This window comes from Dactylosporangium sp. NPDC000244, assembly GCF_040300725.1.
Taxonomy (GTDB): domain Bacteria; phylum Actinomycetota; class Actinomycetes; order Mycobacteriales; family Micromonosporaceae; genus Dactylosporangium.
This window is the reverse complement of record NZ_JBEPEH010000015.1, coordinates 224,379-242,732: the sequence shown is the minus strand read 5'-3', so window position 1 is coordinate 242,732 and position 18,354 is coordinate 224,379. Positions and strand designations below refer to the sequence as shown.

General features: G+C 73.0%; 17 protein-coding genes and 1 pseudogene. 11 read left to right on the top strand and 7 right to left on the bottom strand.

Going from position 1 to position 18,354, the window contains the following annotated elements; translation table 11 throughout:
- Positions 1–155: 155 nt before the first annotated feature.
- Both lipB and ABT369_RS22955 read right to left on the bottom strand, forming a co-directional pair.
- Positions 156–827: a lipoyl(octanoyl) transferase LipB gene (gene lipB, locus ABT369_RS22960; RefSeq protein ID WP_350614727.1), complete on the bottom strand. Its 672-nt coding sequence runs from the start codon at positions 825–827 to the stop codon at positions 156–158.
- A 559-nt stretch (positions 828–1,386) separates the two neighbouring features.
- The gene (locus tag ABT369_RS22955; protein WP_350614725.1) at positions 1,387–1,833 is read right to left on the bottom strand and encodes an SPFH domain-containing protein; all 447 of its coding nucleotides are present in this window, start codon (positions 1,831–1,833) and stop codon (positions 1,387–1,389) included.
- A gap of 72 nt (positions 1,834–1,905) precedes the next feature.
- On the opposite strand from ABT369_RS22955, the gene ABT369_RS22950 reads away from it, so the two are divergent.
- The 6 genes from ABT369_RS22950 to ABT369_RS22925 all read left to right on the top strand — a co-directional run bounded on the left by ABT369_RS22950 (position 1,906) and on the right by ABT369_RS22925 (position 9,289).
- Positions 1,906–2,859: a trypsin-like peptidase domain-containing protein gene (locus tag ABT369_RS22950; RefSeq protein ID WP_350614723.1), complete on the top strand. Its 954-nt coding sequence runs from the start codon at positions 1,906–1,908 to the stop codon at positions 2,857–2,859.
- An 88-nt stretch (positions 2,860–2,947) separates the two neighbouring features.
- Complete coding sequence (locus tag ABT369_RS22945; protein WP_350614721.1) at positions 2,948–3,934, top strand: AAA family ATPase; 987 nt, start codon at positions 2,948–2,950, stop codon at positions 3,932–3,934.
- Positions 3,935–3,938: 4 nt separating this feature from the next.
- Positions 3,939–4,823, top strand: a complete 885-nt coding sequence (locus ABT369_RS22940) for a DUF58 domain-containing protein (RefSeq protein WP_350614719.1) — start codon at positions 3,939–3,941, stop codon at positions 4,821–4,823.
- Positions 4,820–5,767, top strand: coding sequence for a vWA domain-containing protein (locus ABT369_RS22935; RefSeq protein ID WP_350614717.1), 948 nt, complete (start codon positions 4,820–4,822; stop codon positions 5,765–5,767). The genes ABT369_RS22940 and ABT369_RS22935 overlap by 4 nt, the downstream gene beginning before the upstream one ends.
- On the top strand, positions 5,767–6,897 hold the full coding sequence (locus ABT369_RS22930) for a VWA domain-containing protein (protein ID WP_350614715.1): 1,131 nt from the start codon (positions 5,767–5,769) through the stop codon (positions 6,895–6,897). Before ABT369_RS22935 ends, ABT369_RS22930 begins: the two co-directional genes overlap by 1 nt.
- A gap of 67 nt (positions 6,898–6,964) precedes the next feature.
- A complete protein-coding gene (locus ABT369_RS22925; protein WP_350614713.1) occupies positions 6,965–9,289 on the top strand; it encodes a putative bifunctional diguanylate cyclase/phosphodiesterase in 2,325 nt (774 codons plus the stop codon).
- A gap of 31 nt (positions 9,290–9,320) precedes the next feature.
- Here ABT369_RS22925 and ABT369_RS22920 read toward each other — a convergent pair whose 3' ends face one another.
- Positions 9,321–9,713, bottom strand: a complete 393-nt coding sequence (locus ABT369_RS22920) for a hypothetical protein (protein ID WP_350614711.1) — start codon at positions 9,711–9,713, stop codon at positions 9,321–9,323.
- Positions 9,714–9,792: 79 nt separating this feature from the next.
- On the bottom strand, positions 9,793–10,797 hold the full coding sequence (locus ABT369_RS22915) for a LacI family DNA-binding transcriptional regulator (protein WP_350614708.1): 1,005 nt from the start codon (positions 10,795–10,797) through the stop codon (positions 9,793–9,795).
- Positions 10,798–10,993: 196 nt separating this feature from the next.
- Between ABT369_RS22915 and ABT369_RS22910 the strand changes: the two genes are divergently transcribed.
- Entirely contained in the window at positions 10,994–12,520 is a 1,527-nt protein-coding gene (locus ABT369_RS22910) for a methyl-accepting chemotaxis protein (protein WP_350614706.1), read from the top strand.
- A gap of 2 nt (positions 12,521–12,522) precedes the next feature.
- Here ABT369_RS22910 and ABT369_RS22905 read toward each other — a convergent pair whose 3' ends face one another.
- Positions 12,523–12,855 (bottom strand): GlsB/YeaQ/YmgE family stress response membrane protein, encoded by a 333-nt coding sequence (locus tag ABT369_RS22905; RefSeq protein WP_350614704.1) that lies wholly within the window; start codon positions 12,853–12,855, stop codon positions 12,523–12,525.
- 113 nt (positions 12,856–12,968) lie between these two features.
- On the opposite strand from ABT369_RS22905, the gene ABT369_RS22900 reads away from it, so the two are divergent.
- The 4 genes and pseudogenes from ABT369_RS22900 (at position 12,969) to ABT369_RS22885 (ending at position 16,129) form a co-directional block, all read left to right on the top strand.
- Entirely contained in the window at positions 12,969–14,342 is a 1,374-nt protein-coding gene (locus ABT369_RS22900; RefSeq protein WP_350614702.1) for a dihydrolipoyl dehydrogenase family protein, read from the top strand.
- Between the two features lie 81 nt (positions 14,343–14,423).
- Complete coding sequence (locus ABT369_RS22895) at positions 14,424–14,861, top strand: VOC family protein (RefSeq protein WP_350614773.1); 438 nt, start codon at positions 14,424–14,426, stop codon at positions 14,859–14,861.
- Positions 14,862–14,901: 40 nt separating this feature from the next.
- Positions 14,902–15,156: pseudogene (locus tag ABT369_RS22890) on the top strand (inositol monophosphatase family protein); the annotation flags it as partial.
- A gap of 148 nt (positions 15,157–15,304) precedes the next feature.
- The gene (locus tag ABT369_RS22885) at positions 15,305–16,129 is read left to right on the top strand and encodes a ribokinase (RefSeq protein WP_350614700.1); all 825 of its coding nucleotides are present in this window, start codon (positions 15,305–15,307) and stop codon (positions 16,127–16,129) included.
- Here the strand turns inward: ABT369_RS22885 and ABT369_RS22880 are convergent.
- Both ABT369_RS22880 and ABT369_RS22875 read right to left on the bottom strand, forming a co-directional pair.
- Positions 16,113–16,916, bottom strand: a complete 804-nt coding sequence (locus tag ABT369_RS22880) for an IclR family transcriptional regulator domain-containing protein (RefSeq protein WP_350614698.1) — start codon at positions 16,914–16,916, stop codon at positions 16,113–16,115. The genes ABT369_RS22885 and ABT369_RS22880 overlap by 17 nt on opposite strands.
- Before the next feature lie 12 nt (positions 16,917–16,928).
- The gene (locus tag ABT369_RS22875; protein ID WP_350614696.1) at positions 16,929–18,353 is read right to left on the bottom strand and encodes an amidohydrolase family protein; all 1,425 of its coding nucleotides are present in this window, start codon (positions 18,351–18,353) and stop codon (positions 16,929–16,931) included.
- Position 18,354: the final 1 nt, after the last annotated feature.

The following is an 18,354-nucleotide window of genomic DNA, read 5'->3' as shown; positions in this document are numbered from 1 at the left end:
ACGTCCCCGGCGCTCAAAGCGGAGCAGGCCACCACCGCCCACGCCTCAGCCACACCGCCCCGGCGCTCAAAGCGGAGCAGGCCACCACCGCCCACGCCTCAGCCACACCGCCCCGGCGCTCAAAGCGGAGCAGGCCACCACCGCCCACGCCTCGGCTACGCTGCCCCGATGCCCGGAGCGGAGGCCGCGCCGACGGTGGCCCCGAGCCGCCGGGCAACCGCGTCCCGCACCCGCTCCATGCCCGGCACCGCAACCCCGGCATCCTCGGCCATCTTCCGCAGCGACGTCATCGTCACCCCATCGAGCCGGCAGGCCACGAACCGCTCGTACACCCCGAGATCCGAGTCGACATTGATGGCAAACCCATGACTGGTGACGCCACCCCGGATACGCATCCCGATCGACACGATCTTGTGGTGCTCGGGCGTCCACACCCCGACGAGGCTGTCCGCCCCCTTCGGCGTGTCCCGGCGCACCGCCGCGAACCCGAGATCCCCGAGCGCCTCGATGAGCGCGAGCTCGAGCCAGCGCACGACATCGCCGGGCCCGCCGTCGCGCAGGTTCATGACCAGGTACCCGACGAGCTGCCCCGGCCCGTGATAGGTCGCGTGCCCGCCGCGGTCGACCTCGATGACGGGCAGTGATCCGTCCTGCGGGAGGTCGGAGAGCGCGGTGTGCCGCCCGTACGTGACGACCGGCGGGTGCGTGAGCAGAAACAGCCGGTCCGGGGCGGCACCGGCCTGACGCTCCGTGACCCAGCCGCGCATCGCCTCGACGGCCTCGGTGTACTCGACCTCGCCCAGATCCACCCGCATCAGCTCCGCCACCGGTCCATCCTCCCTCGCGAGCACTCCTCCGCCATGGATGCACGCTCTGTGACGCTCGCCGAATTACCGATTACTGATTACCGGCAATTCGATAATCCAGTAATCACCGGCGGGACCCTTGCGGGCGCTGTCCGATTTTGACACTGCGCGTTCGACGTCGAGGCGGCAGCGCCGTCGGACAAGCGAGGTTGCAACGAGGCGACAAACCAGGACGGCAACGCAGGCGGCAGGCGAGGCCGCAACGCCGGCGACCAACAAGGGCGACCAACGAGGGCGACCAACGAAGCCGGCAAGCGAAGCCGGCAAGCGAAGCCGGCAAGCGAAGCCGGCAAGCGAAGCCGGCAAGCGAAGCCGGCAAGCGAAGCCGGCAAGCGAAGCCGGCAAGCGAAGCCGGCAAGCGAGGGCGTCCAACAAGGGCGACCAACAAGGGCGACCAACGAAGCCGGCAAGCGAGGCCTCAACGCCGACGACGAACGAGGGCGGCAACGCAGGCGCCAACACAGGCCGCAACGCCGGCGAGGAACGAAGGCGGCAACGCCCAGCGACAAAACCGAAGGCGCTAACGATCCGGCGGCCGCAGCACCGTGATCTCCGTCTTGCCGACCTCCACGCCCCAGCGCCCGACGACCCCGGACAGCTCCCCCGACAGCCGCCGATTCAGGTCGAAGCGCGACGCGAGGGCGTCCGGCCGCGTCAGCTCGGCGCACGCGGCCCGCAAGACGGTAGCCGTCAGCTGTTCAAGGCCGTTGACATAGTCGGAGATCTCGTAGGTGGCCCGCACCGGATCGACCACCCGGCACCACACGGTGGCCGCGACCTCCACCAGCAAACCGTCCGACGTCGAAACGGGCTGCGGCCGGAACGCCAGCGGCCGGAAGCGCAGATCGACCCGGGCCCGAACCCGATCCACCCCCGGCACGAGGAAGTGCCCGCCCGGCGGCAGGGTCCGCGAGTACTTTCCCACCCGCTCCACCACAAACGCGAACCCGTCCGGAACACGAACCATGAGCACGACACTAGGCCGCGTGGCCAAGCGCACTCTTACCGTTCTCCGAGGTACCGAGGCTATGTTTGGCCCATGCGCCCAGCCGGGAAGCCCGAGCAGCAGTGGGCCGGCCCCGAGGTGACGATCATCGCGGAACCCGGCCCCAAACAGCCCGAGCCCGCGAAACCCGCACCAGCGAGATGGCCGAAACCGAGCAACCCGAGCCGCGAGCCGGACCCGCAACCCGAGCCGGACGGCAGGAGCAGCCGGACACCGGTGGCGCTCACCCGGCGTGACCTGGGCATCGGCGTCGGCGTCGTCGTGCTCGCCATCGTCGCGACCGGCATCCTCGCGTTCCGGGCCGGCGGCGAAGGCGCGGCGCCCGCCGCGACCAGGCCCTCGGCCGCGGCCTCCCCCAGCGCGTCCGGGCCGCCCACCACGGCGCAGATCTACCAGGCCGTCGCGCCGTCCGTGGTGACCATCGAGACGACGCTGCCGGAGGGGGGCGCGACCGGCACCGGCGTCGTCGCCAATGCGACCGGCACCATCCTGACCGCGTTCCACGTGGTCAAGGGCGGCACGGCGATCAAGGTCCGGTTCGCCGACGGCACCGAGTCGGCCGCGCAGGTCGCCGGGTCGAACGCGGAGCTCGACATCGCGACGCTCACCCCGGCGACCCTGCCCGACGTGCTCGTCCCGGCCGTGCTGGGCAACTCCGGGCGGATCGCGGTCGGCAACGACGTCGTGGCCATCGGCAACCAGCTCGGCCTGACCAGCAGCACCACCACCGGCGTCATCTCGGGGCTCAACCGGGCCGCGGCCAACCCGGACGGCACGAAGCTCACGGGGCTCATCCAGTTCGACGCGGCCGTGAACCCGGGCAGCTCCGGCGGGCCGCTGGTCAACGCGAAGGGCGAGGTCATCGGCATCGTGGTGGCGCTGGCCAACCCCACCTCGGCCGGCACGTTCGTCGGCGTCGGCTTCGCGGTGCCGATCGGCGCGGCCCTGGGCTCGACGGGGCCCGGTGAACCAGGACCGGAACAATGACGGTAAGGAAGATCGGTGCCCATCGGCGCGGCCCTGGGCTCGACCGGCCCGGTGAACCAGGACCGGAACAATGACGGTAAGGAAGAGCATGGACGTACCGAACGCGACCGCCGTCGAGCAGGTGCTCTACGAGGTCCGCAAGACCATCGTCGGGCAGGACGGGCTTCTCGAGCGGCTCATGGTCGCCCTGCTCAGCCGCGGCCACATCCTCGTCGAGGGCGTCCCCGGCCTGGCCAAGACCCTCGCCGTGAAGGCCCTCGCGGCGGCCATCGGCGGGCAGTTCCACCGGGTGCAGTTCACCCCGGACCTGGTGCCCGCGGACATCGTCGGGACGCGGGTGTACCACCAGCCCTCCGGCGAGTTCCAGGTGAGCCTCGGCCCGGTCTTCACCAACCTGCTGCTCGCCGACGAGATCAACCGGGCCCCGGCCAAGGTGCAGAGCGCCCTGCTGGAGACGATGCAGGAGCGGCAGGTCACCATCGGCCGGGAGACCCACCGGATCCCCAAGCCGTTCCTGGTCATGGCGACGCAGAACCCGATCGAGTCCGAGGGCACCTACGCGCTGCCCGAGGCGCAGGTCGACCGGTTCATGATGAAGGTCCTGGTGGGGTACCCGAGCCCGACCGAGGAGTTCGTGATCGTCGAGCGGGCCATCCTGCCCGAGGCCGTCACCCAGGCCGTCGTGGACCCCGACCGGCTCGTCGAGATGCAGCGCCAGGTCGACGAGGTCTACGTCGACCCGTCGCTGATCGAGTACTCGGTGCGGCTCACGAACGCGACCCGCAACCCGGCCGACGTCGGGCTCGGCGACCTGACCCGCTACGTCACCTTCGGGGCCAGCCCGCGCGCCTCGATCAACCTGGTGCTGGCCGCGCGGGCGCTGGCGTTCATCCGCGGCCGCGACTACGTGGTGCCCGAGGACCTGCACGAGCTCGCCCCGGACGTGCTGCGCCACCGGCTCGTGCTGTCCTACGAGGCCCTCTCCGACGACGTCACCGCGGACATGGTCGTGGCCCGGGTGCTCGCCGCGGTCGCCGTGCCCGCCCCGACCCCGGCGCGCAACGGAAGCCGCTGAGCGCATGACCACGGCCGAGGATCGCCTGCTGCGCCGCCTGGAGTGGCAGATCCTGCGCCGCCTCGACGGGCAGTTGCAGGGGTCGTACCGCACGGTCTTCCGCGGCACCGGGATCGACTTCGCCGACCTGCGCGAGTACACCGCCGAGGACGACGTCCGGCACATCGACTGGAACGTGACCGCGCGCCTCGACGAGCCGTTCGTGCGCCAGTACACCGAGGACCGCGAGCTCACGGCCTGGCTGGTGCTGGACCTCTCGGCCTCGATGCGCGTGAGCACGGCCGAGAACGGCAAGGACGCGACGCTCACCGAGCTCGCCGTCAGCCTGGCCCGGCTGCTCACCTACGGCGGCAACCGGGTCGGCGCGATCCTCTACGACAACGCGAAACAGCTCGTGCTGCCGCCGCACGCCGGACGGGTACACGTGCTGCGGTTGGCTCATGAGATCGCCAAGGCCTCCGCCCGCGGCCCCGAGCGGGGCGCGACCGACCTGGCCGCCATGCTGCGCCTCGCCGCGTCGACCGCGCGGCGCAGAAGCCTCGTGTTCGTCATCTCCGACTTCATCGGCGAGGGCTGGGAGCCGGAGCTGACCCGGCTCACGTTCCGCCACGAGGTGATCGCGATCCGGGTCGTCGACCCGATCGAGCTGGACCTGCCCGACCTCGGGCTCGTGGTCGTCGAGGACGCCGAGACGGGCGAGCAGATCCTCGTCGACACCGGCGACCCACAGTTCCGGCTGCGGCTGCGGGCCGAGGTCGACGCGCGCGAGGCCGGCGTGGCCGAGGCCATGCGCCGCTCGGGGGTGCGCGGGCACGTGGTCAGCACCGACGAGGACCCGCTGCAGGCGCTGGTCGCCATGGTCCGCGACACCAAGCGCAGGCGCCGATGACGTTCGAATACCCGGTCCTCGTGGCCGTCGCGGTGGTCGTGACCGTCGCGCTGTTCATCGTGTACTTCCGGATGCACCGCCGCCGCCCCGCCGCGCTGCGGGCCGGGTCGGCGCTGCGGCGGCACCTGCCGCAGGTCATGTTCCTCACCGCGGCGGCCCTGCTGCTGCTCGCCGTCGCCCGCCCCGCCGCCACGCTGCCCGTCGCGCGCGCCGCCGGCACCGTCATCCTCGCCTTCGACGTGTCCAACAGCATGAAGGCCGAGGACGTGCAGCCCAGCCGGCTCGCCGCCGCCAAGTCCGCGGCGACCGAGTTCGTCGCGGCCCAGCCCGACACCGTGAACATCGGCATCGTCGCCTTCGACCAGGGCGCGCTCACCACCCAGCAGCCCTCCGACGACCACGACGCGACCACCGCCGCGATCAAGCGCCTGCAGGTCAACGGCGGCACCTCGCTGGGCCAGGCGATCCTCGCCTCGCTGACGGTCGTCGTCGGCAAGCCGGTGAGCCTGCCGAACGAGGACACGGGCGAGGCGGCGCCCGACATCGGGTACTTCGGCAACGCCACGATCGTCGTGCTCTCCGACGGCGAGGACACCGGCGGCCCCGACGCCCTCGCGGCGGCGAGCCTGGCCGCGAAGGCGGGGGTGCGCATCGAGACCGTCGGCGTCGGCACCGTCGAGGGCGCGACCGTCGAGGTCGAGGGCTACCAGGTGGCGACGTCGCTCAACGAGGACCTGCTCACCCAGATCGCGCAGACCACGGCCGGCAACTACCACCGCGCCGAGAACGCGCAGGCGCTGCACGACGTGTACCAGTCGCTGGACCTGCGGCTGACCACCGAGCGCAAGCCGGTCGAGCTGACCGGGGCCGCCGCGGCGATCGCGGTGCTGCTGCTCACCATCGGGGGCATACTGATGACCACCTGGTTCGGACGGATCCTCTGATGTCGCTGACCTGGCCGTGGGCCCTCGCGATCCTGCTGGCGTTCCCGCTGCTGCTGGCCTACCGCTGGTGGAGCCGCCGCCGGCGCCGCAAGGTGGCCGTGACCCTGTCCAGCGTGGCCCTCGTGCGCGCCGCGCTGCCCGGCCGCTCCTCGTGGCGCCGGCGCGTCCCGCTCGCCCTGCTCGCCGTCGGCATCCTCTTCGCCGGCACGGCCGCCGCCCGCCCGCAGGCGTCGGTGGTCGTGCCCGACGACGCCGCGACCATCCTGCTGGCCATCGACGTCTCCGGCTCGATGTGCTCCACCGACGTCGACCCGAACCGGCTGACCGCCGCGCAGGCGGCGGCCAAGGAGTTCATCGCCGAGCACGAGGGCGGCGCGAAGATCGGCCTGGTCGCCTTCTCCGGCACCGCGGGCCTGCTGGTGCCGCCCACCACCGAGAAGGACAAGCTCGCCAAGGCCATCGACGGGCTGCGGACCTCCCGCGGTACCGCCATCGGCCTGGCCATCCTCGCCTCGATCGACGCGATCGCCGAGATCAACCCCGACGTGCCCCCGACCGGCGTCGAGGTCCCCGACAACGGCGGCACCGGCGGCGGGCCGGGCGGCGGCGACTACGAGCCCGACACGATCGTGATCCTCACCGACGGGCGCAACACCGACGGCGTGGACCCGATCACCGCCGCCGAGCAGGCCGCCGCCCGCCGCCTGCGGGTCTTCACCATCGGCTTCGGCACCGACCAGCCCTCGCCGATGGTGTGCTCCAGCAACCAGATCAGCGGCAACCAGAGCTTCCGCGGCGGGCCGGGCGGCGGCGGGTTCGGCTTCGGCGGCCGCGGGCGGTTCCAGGACATGGACGAGCCGACCCTGACCAAGGTCGCGGAGATGACCGGGGCCAAGTACTTCAAGGCCGACAACGCCAAGGCCCTCGGCGACGTGCTGCGCGACCTGCCCAGCCAGGTGACCCTGCAGCACAGGAAGACGGAGATCAGTGTGTGGTTCGCCCTCGCCGGCGCGCTGCTCGTGCTCGCCGCGGTGGCCCTCGCCCAGTGGTGGTCCCGCCCGCGACCAGCCGCTACGCCCGCGGGCGGCCCCGCGACGGCATCGACGGGAGGCCCGCCCATTCGGCGCTGATGCGCTGGCCGGAAACGGAACGTTCGGGTGAGATCCGGTACGCAACCGGCACGATATCGTTCCATCCGTGACGCGGGAGGCCCGGCGCTATGTGCTCGCCGCCGCCGTGGTTGCCGCCCTCGGCACGGTGTGGTGTGTGGCCCACCTGACCGTGGGCGCCGGCACCGAGGCCATCGCCTACGTCTTCGCCCCGCTGGGTGGCGTGTTCGCCACCGCGAGCGTCGCCCGGCTGCTGCGCACCGGCGACCTCCAGCCGGTCGGCCGCCGGTTCTGGCGCACCATGCTCGCCGCCGTCGCGCTCATCTCGTTCGGGTACGCCTGGTTCGCCGTCGACATCCTCGTGCACTACACCGAGGCCCGGACCCACCCCATGCCGGTGCCGGCCGCCGCCTGCGCCGCGATCGGATTCCTCGTCGCCATCTGGGCCATGATCCGGGTGCCCGTCGTCGCCGCCGAGGGCGTCGAGTGGTGGCGGATGCTGCTGGACCGCACCATCGGCTTCCTCGGCTGCGCGGTCGTGCTCTGGTACGCCGGGCTGGCCCCCATGATCGGGGCCGCGGAGCCGTGGAGCCCGCAGGCGATGGTGCTCACCGGGCTCGGGCTCCTCGTCGCGGTCGGCGCGGCCACCAAGGTCTCCTACGTCGCCGGCGGGCCCGTCGACCGCGACGCCATCCGGCTCATGGCGGCCGCCGGCGGGGTCACCGCCGCGATCGTCACCGTGCTCGCGGTCCGGCTCGGCGCGGCCGGCAGCGTGCCCGCCCAGGCGATCGTGATGCCGCTGACCCCGCTGCTGGCCACCCTCGCCGTCCTCGCCCAGGTGCGGGCCGACCTCGGCCTGCGCCGCGCCCGCGGCCGCAGCGGGGTGCTGCTGCCCTACCTCGCCGTGGCGGCGGCCGACGTGCCGCTCGTGGCCGTCGCGCTCGGCGCGCCGCTGAGCTGGCCGAGCCGCGTGGTGCTGCTCGCCGCGGTGCTCGTCACGGTGCTGGTGACGCTGCGGCAGTACCTCGCGTTCCGGGAGAACGCCCGGCTGCTGCACAGCACGCGGGTGCAGGAGGAGCGGCTGCAGCACGAGGTCAGCCACGACGGGCTCACCGGCCTGGCCAACCGGGCGCTGTTCCGCGACCGGATCGCCGCCGCCCTGGCCGCGACCGAGCCCGCCCACGTGCTGCTCGTCGATCTCGACGACTTCAAGACCGTCAACGACCTGCTCGGCCACGGCGTCGGCGACGAGTTGCTGGTCTCCGTCGCCCGGCTGCTGCGGGCCGAGGTCGGCGCGGACGGCCTGCCGGTGCGCGTCGGCGGCGACGAGTTCGCGGTGCTGCTCACCGGGGCCGGCAGCGACCCCGAGGGCCTCGCCCGGCGGCTGCTGGCCGCGCTGGACCAGCCGATCAGCGCGCACCGGCTGCTCGTGCAGGCCAGCATCGGCATCGCGACGGCCGGGCCCGACCAGCCGATCAGGGCGACCGTCGACTCGGTGCTGCGCGACGCCGACGTGGCCATGTATACGGCCAAGCAGCGGGGCAAGGCGGGGTTCGTGCGGTACGTCGACGGCATGGGCGAGCCGGTGCTGGCCCACATGCAGCTCGGCGGGGAGCTGCGCCGGGCGCTGGACAACGACGAGTTCCGGGTGGTGTACCAGCCGATCCTGCGCCTCGCCGACCTCCGCGTCGTCGGCGTCGAGGCCCTCGTGCGCTGGCACCACCCGGCCCGCGGCGTGATCAGCCCGGCCGAGTTCATCGCGGCCGCCGAGCGCACCGGCCTCATCGTGCCGCTGGGCCTGTTCGTGCTGCGCGAGACCTGCCGCCAGGCGGCCCGCTGGCGCGCCGAGTTCGGCCCCGGCAGCCTGCTCGAGGCGGGCCTGAACGTCTCCGCGCGCCAGCTGCACGACCCCGACTTCGTCGCCGACGTGACCGCCGCCCTCGCCGACACCGGCCTGCCGTGCGAGCACCTGGTGCTGGAGGTGACCGAGTCGGCGGTCCTGCGCGGCCAGCAGGTGTCGCGCACCCTGCACGAGCTCGACCGGCTCGGCATCCGGCTCGCCCTCGACGACTTCGGCACCGGTGAGTCCTCGCTGAGCCTGCTGCGCGCCTTCCCGGCCGCCATCGTGAAGCTGGACAAGTCCTTCGTGGACGGCATCGAGATCGACGACGGCCAGCCCGCGGCGGCCGACGCCCGCCAGGCGGTCGCCCGCGCGGTGATCCAGCTGGCCCGGGCCCTCGGCCTGGACACGGTGGCCGAGGGCGTGGAGAGCGCCGAGCAGGCCGCGGTGCTGCGCGAGCTCGGCTACACCCTCGGCCAGGGCTACCACCTCGCCGAGCCGCTCACCGCCGAGGGCATCTCGGACCTGCTGGCCCGCCAGCGGTCGATCACCGTCGCCCAGTACCTGGCCTGACCCGGGCGGCCTTGAAGCCCAGGGCTTCGGCTCAGCCGCCGTTGACCAGTGACCAGCCGACGAAGACGAGCAGCAGGGCCGGCACCAGGAGCCCGTAGGCGGCGGTGCGGTCCAGCAGCGGCTTGCCGGGGTCCATGGTGCGCTCGTTGCGCTCCCGCTGCGGCTCCGGCAGCGCCGCCACCCGGCCTCGGCGCGCCGTGTTGAGCACGAGCACGCCCGCGGTGGCGAACAGCGAGAACACGCCCCACCAGCCGCGCACCATCGTGTCGGCGCTCAGGTCGCGGTAGGCGGCCAGCCCGCAGTCGCGGCAGAAGGGGCCGTCGAGGCGGCTGAAGCGCATCAGGATCAGCATGCCCTGGTGGCCGTGGAAGCGGACGTTCGCGGCGGGCGACCGGTGACAGACGCGGCAGGAGAGTTCGGACATGAAACGGCTCAGCTCCGTGGGCTTGCGGACGTGGGGCGGTCGCACACGGTACCGGATCATGCTCTTGCCGGTTGTCCCCTCACCGGGTCGGGCCCGCGCTGTCCCGCGGCACCAGCACCGGCTCGACCAGCGTCGCGTCCGGGACGGGGCGGCCGTCGAGCTTCGCCGCGACCAGCTCCACCGCGCGCCGGCCGATCTCCTCCGCCGGGATGCCGACCGACGTGAGCCGGGGCTTGGACCGCTCGGCGAGGTCGTCCGGGCCGATGGCCACCACCGACACGTCGTACGGGACGGACCGGCCGAGCGCGGCGAAGGCGTCCAGCAGCAGCGGTACCGCCGGCTCGTTGTGCACCACGACCGCCGTGAGGTCCGGATGGCGCGCCAGCAGCGACTCCGCCACGGCGTGCACGGCGTCCGGGGACGGCTCGCACGGCACTGTCGACCCGGTGAGTCCCCGGCGGCGCAGCGCCTCGTGGAACCCGTCGGCGGTGCGGCGGGCGAAGCCGAGCCCGCGCTCGTACACCTCCGGCGGCGACCCGACCAGCGCCACGCACCGGTGCCCGAGGTCGGCGAGGTGGTCCACGCACCGCGCCCCGGCCGCCGCGAAGTCGAGGTCGATGCAGGTCAGCCCGGTTCCGTCGGCCGGGAAGCCGATGAGCACCGACGGCCGGCCGAGGGTGCGCAGCCGCGGCAGGCGGGGGTCGTGCTCCTCGATGTCCATGACGATGAGCCCGTCGGCGAGGGAGCTTGCGGCCACCCGCTCCAGCCCCTTCTCCCCCTCGTCCTGGGTGAGCAGCAGCACGTCGTGGTCGAAGCGGCGCGCCGCGGTCACCACGGAGATCACGAACTGCATGAGGATCGGCACGTACAGGCCGGTGTAGAGCGGCATGATCAGCGCGATCACGTTGGACCGGTTGCTGGCCAGCGCCCGGGCCCCGGCGTGCGGGTGGTAGCCGAGCACCTCGATCGCGGCGAGGACCCGCGCGCGGGTCTCCTCCGAGATGGTCCGCTTGCCGCTGAGGACATACGAGACCGTGCTCGGGGAGACTCCCGCCTGCTTCGCCACGTCACCGATCGTTGCCATGGCGCACACGGTAGCGGTTCCGGCACCCACGCGTCCCGCACCGGCGCGACCGTTGTCGATCACATCCGCGCCGCCCGCCCAATCGCGCAGGGTTTTCGACGGTCTAGGCGAATCGGCGGGTCATGTCCGCTTTCCTGGAAGTTCCACATGCGAATCGAATAGCTACAGAAGCGCTCCCGAGTGACGATGGCCTGGCGTGGGGCTGTTGTCGCGTTCAGAATCACCGGCCCGCCAGGAGCCGGCGCCGCGGGACGTCGAGGCGCTCGAGGAGCTCGTCACCGCGCTCAGCGGGGCGGCCGACGAGGCTGGCACCTGGCGGATCACGGTCGAGTCGCTGGTACGCTCGTACGGCTACGAGTACGGCGCGGTCTGGCTGCCGACCGGGCCCGGCGGCGCGCCGGCGATCGGGTTCGCGACCGGGCCGGTGGTCGACCAGGTGCGGGCGGCCCCGACGGGACTGGTCATGCGCGCGTTCCAGAGCCGGCAGGCGATCTACGCCGGTGACCTGACCGAGGTGCGGGACTGCCCGCGGGCGGCGGAGGCGGTGCGGGCCGGGATGGTCGCGGCCTCGGTCGTGCCCGTCGTGCGGGACGGGCGCGTGGTCGCGGTGTTCGAGTACTACTCGCCGTACCACTTCCACGTCGACGAACCGAGGACGCAGAAGTGGAACGCGATCCTGCGCATCGCCGAGCTCGCGCGCAGCCAGGTGCTCGCGGCGGCCGAGCTGCGCCAGGACGCGAAGGACCGCGCGGCGGTGACCGAGGTGGTGACCGCGCTCGGGCACTCCAGCGACAGCCAGGCGGCGGTCCGGGCGGCCCTGGACAAGGTGCGCAGCTCGTTCGGGTGGGCCTACGGGTCGTACTGGGAGATCGAGGACCGCGGCTCCGGCCCGGTCCTCGCGTTCCGCTACGAGTCCGGCTCGGCCGGGCCGGAGTTCCGCGAGGTGACGCTCGCGGCCACGTTCGCCGAGGGCGTGGGCCTGTCGGGCCGGGCGTGGAGGGCGCGCGACCTGGTGTTCGTGGCCGACCTCGCCGAGCTGACCGACTGCGTGCGGGCGCCGGCGGCGCAGCGGGCCGGGGTGCGCTCCGGTGTCTGCTTCCCGATCCAGTCGAGCGGCCGCGTGATCGGCACCATGGACTTCTTCACCACGGAGCGAATCTCGCTGAGCGAGTCGCGGGCCTCGGTGCTGCGCAACGTGCAGCAGCTGGTCTCCCAGCGGCTGGACATCGTGCGGGCCGGGGAGGCCGCGGAGCGCAACGGCCGGATGCTGCTGGACTCGATCGCCCGGCTGCGGGAGGTGAGCAGCGACGCGACCGGGGTGGCCCGGGAGGCGGTGAGCCGCGCCTCGACGATGACGGGCGAGGTCGACGCGCTCGGGCGGGCGTCGGCGGCGATCGGCGACGTCATCAAGATCATCTCTTCGATCGCGGACCAGACCAACCTGCTCGCCCTGAACGCCACGATCGAGGCGGCCCGGGCCGGCGACGTCGGCAAGGGCTTCGCGGTCGTCGCGGGCGAGGTGAAGGACCTGGCCCGCGAGACCGCGGCGGCGACGCAGAAGGTGGCCGAGCAGATCGCCGGGATTCAGGACAGCGCCCGCTCGGTCTCGGCCGGCATCCACACCACGAGCGACACGATCGGCCAGATGGACGCGGTCCAGACGCGCATCACGGCGATCCTGGAGGACCAGGCCCACCTGGCGCGACTGCTCAACGAGCGCTGAGGCTACCGGTCGTAGTCGTAGCGGTCGTGGTGGTGGTGCCGGTCGTCCGAGCGGAAGACGCTGGTCAGGGCGGCGGCGACGCCGACACCGACGACGGCGATGCCGACCTGGACACCGACGACCAGCCAGTCGTAGTTGTGCCCGGCGACCGTGAAGTGCTTGTCGCTGTGCAGGTCCCACCGGTCCGCGGCCCACGTGCCGGCCACCGCGGCGCCCATGCCGATCAGGGTGGTCAGGATGATGCCGATGGACTGGCGGCCGGGCAGGATGATGCGCGCCACGATGCCGATGACGGCGCCGAAGACGATGGCGGACAGATAGTCCTGAACTTGCACCGGGTGCCTCCCCTGTAAGAACCGACACCCGCATTGTTCCGCCCCGGCGCAACCCCGCAACCCCGGCGCGTACTTTCGAGATACCGAGGGGGCGAACGCGAAGGGGAACCGTGATGCAGGAACACAGCTTCGACGTCGTGGTCGTGGGAGCGGGACCCGGCGGCGAGGTCGCGGCCGGGCGGCTGGCCGAGGCCGGGCTCGACGTGGCGATCGTCGAGGACCGCAAGGTCGGCGGGGAGTGCTCGTACTGGGCCTGCATCCCGTCGAAGGCCCTGCTGCGCCCGGGTGAGCTGCTGGCCGAGGTGCGCCGCGTGCCGGGCGTGCGGGAGGCGGTCACCGGGCCGCTGGACGCATCCGCGGTGCTGCGCCGCCGCGACGAGCTCATCGGCAACCTCGACGACGCCGGGCAGCTGCCGTGGCTGCAGGAGCGGGGCATCACCCTGTTCCGCGGGCGGGGGCGCCTCGACGGGGAGCGGCGGGTGGTCGTCGGCGACACCGCACTCGTCGCGCGCCGGGCGGTGATCCTCGCGGGCGGGACCGCGCCGGCGCTGCCGCCGATCGAGGGGCTCGCCGAGGCGCGACCGTGGACCAACCGGGAGGCCACGACCGCGAAGACGCTGCCGGGGCGGCTGGTGGTGCTCGGCGGCGGGGTGGTCGGGGCGGAGCTCTCGCAGGCGTACGTCTCCCTGGGTTCGAAGGTGACGCTCATCGAGGGCGAGCGGCGGCTGCTGCCCCGCGAGGAGGAGTTCGCGTGCGAGCAGGTCACGGCGTCGCTGCGCGAACAGGGCGTGGACATCCGCACCGCGCAGAAGGCGACCGCGGTGCGCCGTGACGGCGAGACGGTCGTGGTGACCCTCGGCGACGGCGGCACCGCGACCGGTGACGAGCTGCTCGTGGCGACCGGGCGGGTGCCGGAGACGAGCGGGCTCGGGCTCTCCTCGGTGGGGCTCGCCGAGAACGGGTACGTCACCGTCGACGAGCACACCCGGGTGCCGGGCCACGACTGGCTGTACGTCGTCGGCGACCTCAACGGCCGGGCGCTGTTCACACACATGGCGAAGTACCAGGCCGCACTGGCGTCCGGGCACATCCTCGGCCGGCCGATGGCCGCGACCCACCTGGCCGACGGCAGCGGCGCCCCGCGCGTCATCTTCACCGACCCGCAGGTGGCCGCGGTCGGGCACACCACCGAGTCGGCCCGGGCCGCCGGCATCACCGTGCGCGTGGTCGACCTGCCGACGTCGGGCAACGCGGGCGGCTCCTACTACGGCAACGGCGCCCGCGGCACGAGCCGGTTCGTGATCGACGAGGAGCGCCAGGTCATCGTCGGGGCCACGATCACCGGCTCGGAGGTCGCGGACTTCCTGCACGCGGCGACGATCGCGGTGGTGGGCGAGGTGCCGCTCGGCCGCCTGCGCCACGCCATCCCCGCGTTCCCGACGCGCAGCGAGATCTGGCTGTACCTGTTCAACGAGCTCGGCCTCTAGCCTCGGGGGGAGTTGCGGGGCGAGCCCGCGACCGTCCACGCGGCGCGGGCACCCCCGGCGCGGGATCGTGGCCGCGTGGACATGAAACTCGAGGTAGTGGTGATCCCGGTCGCCGACGTCGACCGCGCCAAGGCGTTCTACACGGGGCTGGGATGGCGGCTCGATGCCGACTTCCCGGCGCCCGACGGGCTGCGGGTGGTCCAGCTGACGCCGCCCGGGTCGGAGGCCTCGGTCATCTTCGGGGACCGGCTCACCACCGCCGCGCCCGGCTCCGCGCAGGGGCTGCACCTCGTCGTGAAGGACATCGAGAAGGCCCGGGCCGAGCTCGCCGAGCGCGGCGTGGACGTCAGCGAGCCGTTCCACGACGCCGGCGGGGTCTTCCATCACGCCGGCACCGAGGGCCGCGTGCCCGGGCCGCATCCGGCCCGCGGCGACTACGGCTCGTTCGCCGCGTTCAGCGACCCGGACGGCAACGGCTGGTTCCTGCAGGAGGTCAGGGTCCGGGCGCCGGGCCGCTGATCCGGTTCGACACCGGCCCCCGCGACCGTACACTCGCCGGATGCTGAGCGATCATGAGCTCGCGGTGACCGCGGCCGAGGCGGGGGGCGCCGTGGTGCGCTCCCGCTTCGGCGACGACCTGGCCCGCGTCGACAAGGGCGACGGGGACTTCGCGACCGCGGCGGACCTGGAGGCCGAGGCCGCGATCCTCGCCGTCCTGCGCGCCGCCCGCCCCGGCGACGCGGTCCTCGGCGAGGAGAGCGGCCACAGCGGACCCGGGTCCACCGGCCGGACCTGGCTCGTGGACCCGCTCTGCGAGGCCGCGGGTTGCGTCGTGACCGACCTGCACGGCCGCCCCGTGAGGCCCGGCCCGGGCGGCCTGATCGCGGCCGCGGACGCCGAGACCCACGCGGCGCTGCTCGCCCTCACGCACGACTAGGTCCCGCTCCCGTACGATCCCGTTTGTGAGCGTCGTGGTGATCGGGGCGGTCAATGCCGACCTCGTCGTGCGCGTGCCCCGGATCGCCCCGCCCGGCTCGACCGTCATCGCCACCGGCTCCGCGACCGGCCACGGCGGCAAGGGCGGCAACCAGGCCTCGGCGGTCGCCCGCCTGGGTGGTGCATGCCGCCTGATCGCCCGCGTAGGACCGGATTTCGACGCCGCCTCACTGTCCTCTGTGGACCTGTCCTATGTTGTGCACGACATCGCCCCGACGGGCCTCGCGGTCGTGCTGGTCGACGACACCGGCGAGAACGCCATCACGGTCGTCCCGGGCGCGAACGCGAACCTCTCCCCCGCCGATGTTCCCGCCCTCAGCGGCGAGGGGGTGCTGCTGGCCAGCCTCGAGGTGCCGCTGGACGCGGTGCTGGCGGCGGCCCGGTGCGGATGGACGTTCGTGCTCAATCCGGCACCGGCCGTACCGTTGCCGCCTGAACTGCTGTCCCTCGTGGACGTGCTGGTGCCGAACGAGCACGAGCTGGCCGTGCTCGGCGCGCCGGAGGACCTGCTGGCCGCGGGCGCGAAGGCCGTGGTCGTCACGCTCGGCGCGGCCGGGTGCCGCATCCACCGCCCGTCCGGCACCGTCGACATCCCCGGCCACCGCGTGGCCACGGTCGACACCACGGGCGCGGGCGACGCCTTCTGCGGGGCGCTGGCGTGGGCCCTGGACGCGGGCCACGACCTCGACGAGGCCGCCCGCCTGGCCTGCGCCGCGGGCGCCCTGGCCACGACGGCTGTGGGCGCGCGAGCCGCCCTCCCCACCGCCGCGGAGCTCAGCGCGCTCCGGTAGCGAGCGGGACGGTGTCGAGCAGGGACCAGTCGTGGCTGATGTCGGCCGCGGCGCGCAACAGCAGCGGCAGATGGTGCTCCAGCAGGTGCTCGACGGTCGTCTCGGCGGCGTGGACGGTCACGTTCATGGCGGCGATCACGCGGCCCTCGCCGTTGCGCAGGGCGGTGGCGACCGAGCGGATGCCGGGCGCGAGGTCCTGGTCCGCGAGGGCCCAGCCCTTCGTGCGGACCTCGCGCAGGGCCGCGTCGAGCTCCTCGCGCGGCGGGAGCCAGCGCGCGGTGATGCCCGAGCGGGTCGGCTCGGCGAGCCGGGCGGTGAGCTCGTCGGGGGTGAGGGCGGACAGGAGGACCTTGCCCATCGAGGTCGCCGGGGCGGGGAAGCGGGTGCCGATGTTGACCGCGAGGGTGACGATCTTCGGTACCGCCACCCGCGCCACATACACGATGTCGGACCCGTCGAGCTGGGCCAGGGACGTCGACTCGCCCGTGGCGGCGACGAGGCGCTCCATGTGCGGGCGGGCCACGTCCCAGACGGACAGGGCGTTGACGTAGGCCATGCCGAGCTCCAGCACCCGGGGGGTGAGCGCGAAACCGCGCTCACCCGCCGAGCGGACGTAGCCGAGCTCCTCCAGGGTGAGCAGGATCCGCCGGACCGTGGGGCGGGCCAGGCCGGTGGCGGTGGCGACCTCGCTGAGGGTCATCACCGGCCGGCCCGGCCGGAAGCAGCGCACCACGTCCAGACCGCGCGCGAGAGCCTCGATGAAGTCCGGTCCCGCTTCGCGTGGCATGAAGACCCTTCCCTATTGCTTCCACTGCGCCGAGCCGGCGTCGTAGTCGGTGTACGTGTATGGATTGTCCATCACCTTGGTTTCCGGGACGTCGGGGTTCATGCCCTTCTCCCACGCATCCCGGCCCATGGTGGCGATGAGGTGCTCGACGGTCGCCTCGACGTCGGCGCGGGCCTTGGCGAGGTCGGCCCCGACGAGGCGGTGCTCGTGCTTCACCACGCGGCCGTCGACCACGACGGTGTGCACGTCGCCGCGCTGGGCCTGGAAGGCGACGTGGCCGTACGGGTTGAGGATCGGGAACATCACGGGGCTGGCGTCGTTCTTGAGCAGTACGACATCCGCCTTCTTGCCCGTCTGGATGCTGCCGATCTTGTCGTCGAGGCCGAGGGCCCGGCTGCCGCCCCGGGTCGCCCAGTCCACGACCTGCTCGGCGCGCAGGTGCACGTGGGTGACGGTCTCGGCGCGATCGTGGGCCACGAGGTGCTCGCGGGACCGGTCGGCGCCGAGGGTGGTGCGCATGGCGGAGAACAGGTCGCCGCTCCACCACACGCTGGTGTCCATCGACAGCGAGACCGGGATGTCGTGGTCGCGCAGGGTCCAGGTGGGCGGGTAGCCCTGCCCGGCGCTCTGCTCGCTCTCGGTCGACACCGAGACGCTGCCCCCGGTCGCGGCGATGCGGTGGTACGAGTCGTGCGTGAGCGTCGCCGCGTGCACGTAGACCGTTTCCGGCGTCATGAACCCGTGCTCGTGCATGAGCCGGATGCCGTCGTCGTTGGTCGCGCCCCACACGCCCGCGTGGGTGGTGACGGGCACGCCGAGGTCGCGGGCCACCTCGAACGCGGCCTTCTCCGGGAACGCCGGGTCGCCGGTGACGTCGAAGGCCATCTGGAAGCCGAGCAGGTCCGAGCCGGTGATGCGGCGGCTGACGAAGTCGCGGAACTCCGGCGCGGCCGACCACTCCCACGGGCCCTGCTGGATGTTGCCGTACGCGAGCACGAACCGGCCCGGCACCGACTCCAGGGCGTCGACGGCCGCGTCCGCGTGCTGGGTGGTCTGCAGGCCGTGCGACCAGTCGACGGTCGTGGTGACGCCGGCGTCGAGGGCCTCCCAGGCCGCGAGCACGTTGCCGGCGTAGATGTCCTGGGGGCGGAAGTGCTTGCCGGACTCCAGGTAGTACCAGACGAAATACTGGGTCAGGGTCCAGTCCGCGCCGTAGCCGCGCATCGCGGTCTGCCACATGTGGCGGTGCGTGTCGACCATGCCCGGCATGAGGATGCCGCCGGACGCGTCGATCTCCTGCGCGCCGGGCGGGGCGGTGAGCCCGACGCCGATCTCGGCGATGCGCTCGTCGACGATCAGGACATCGGTGCCGGGGAGCACGGTGTGGGTGTCGTCCATGGTGAGGACCAGTGCGTTGCGGAAGATGACTGCGCCCATC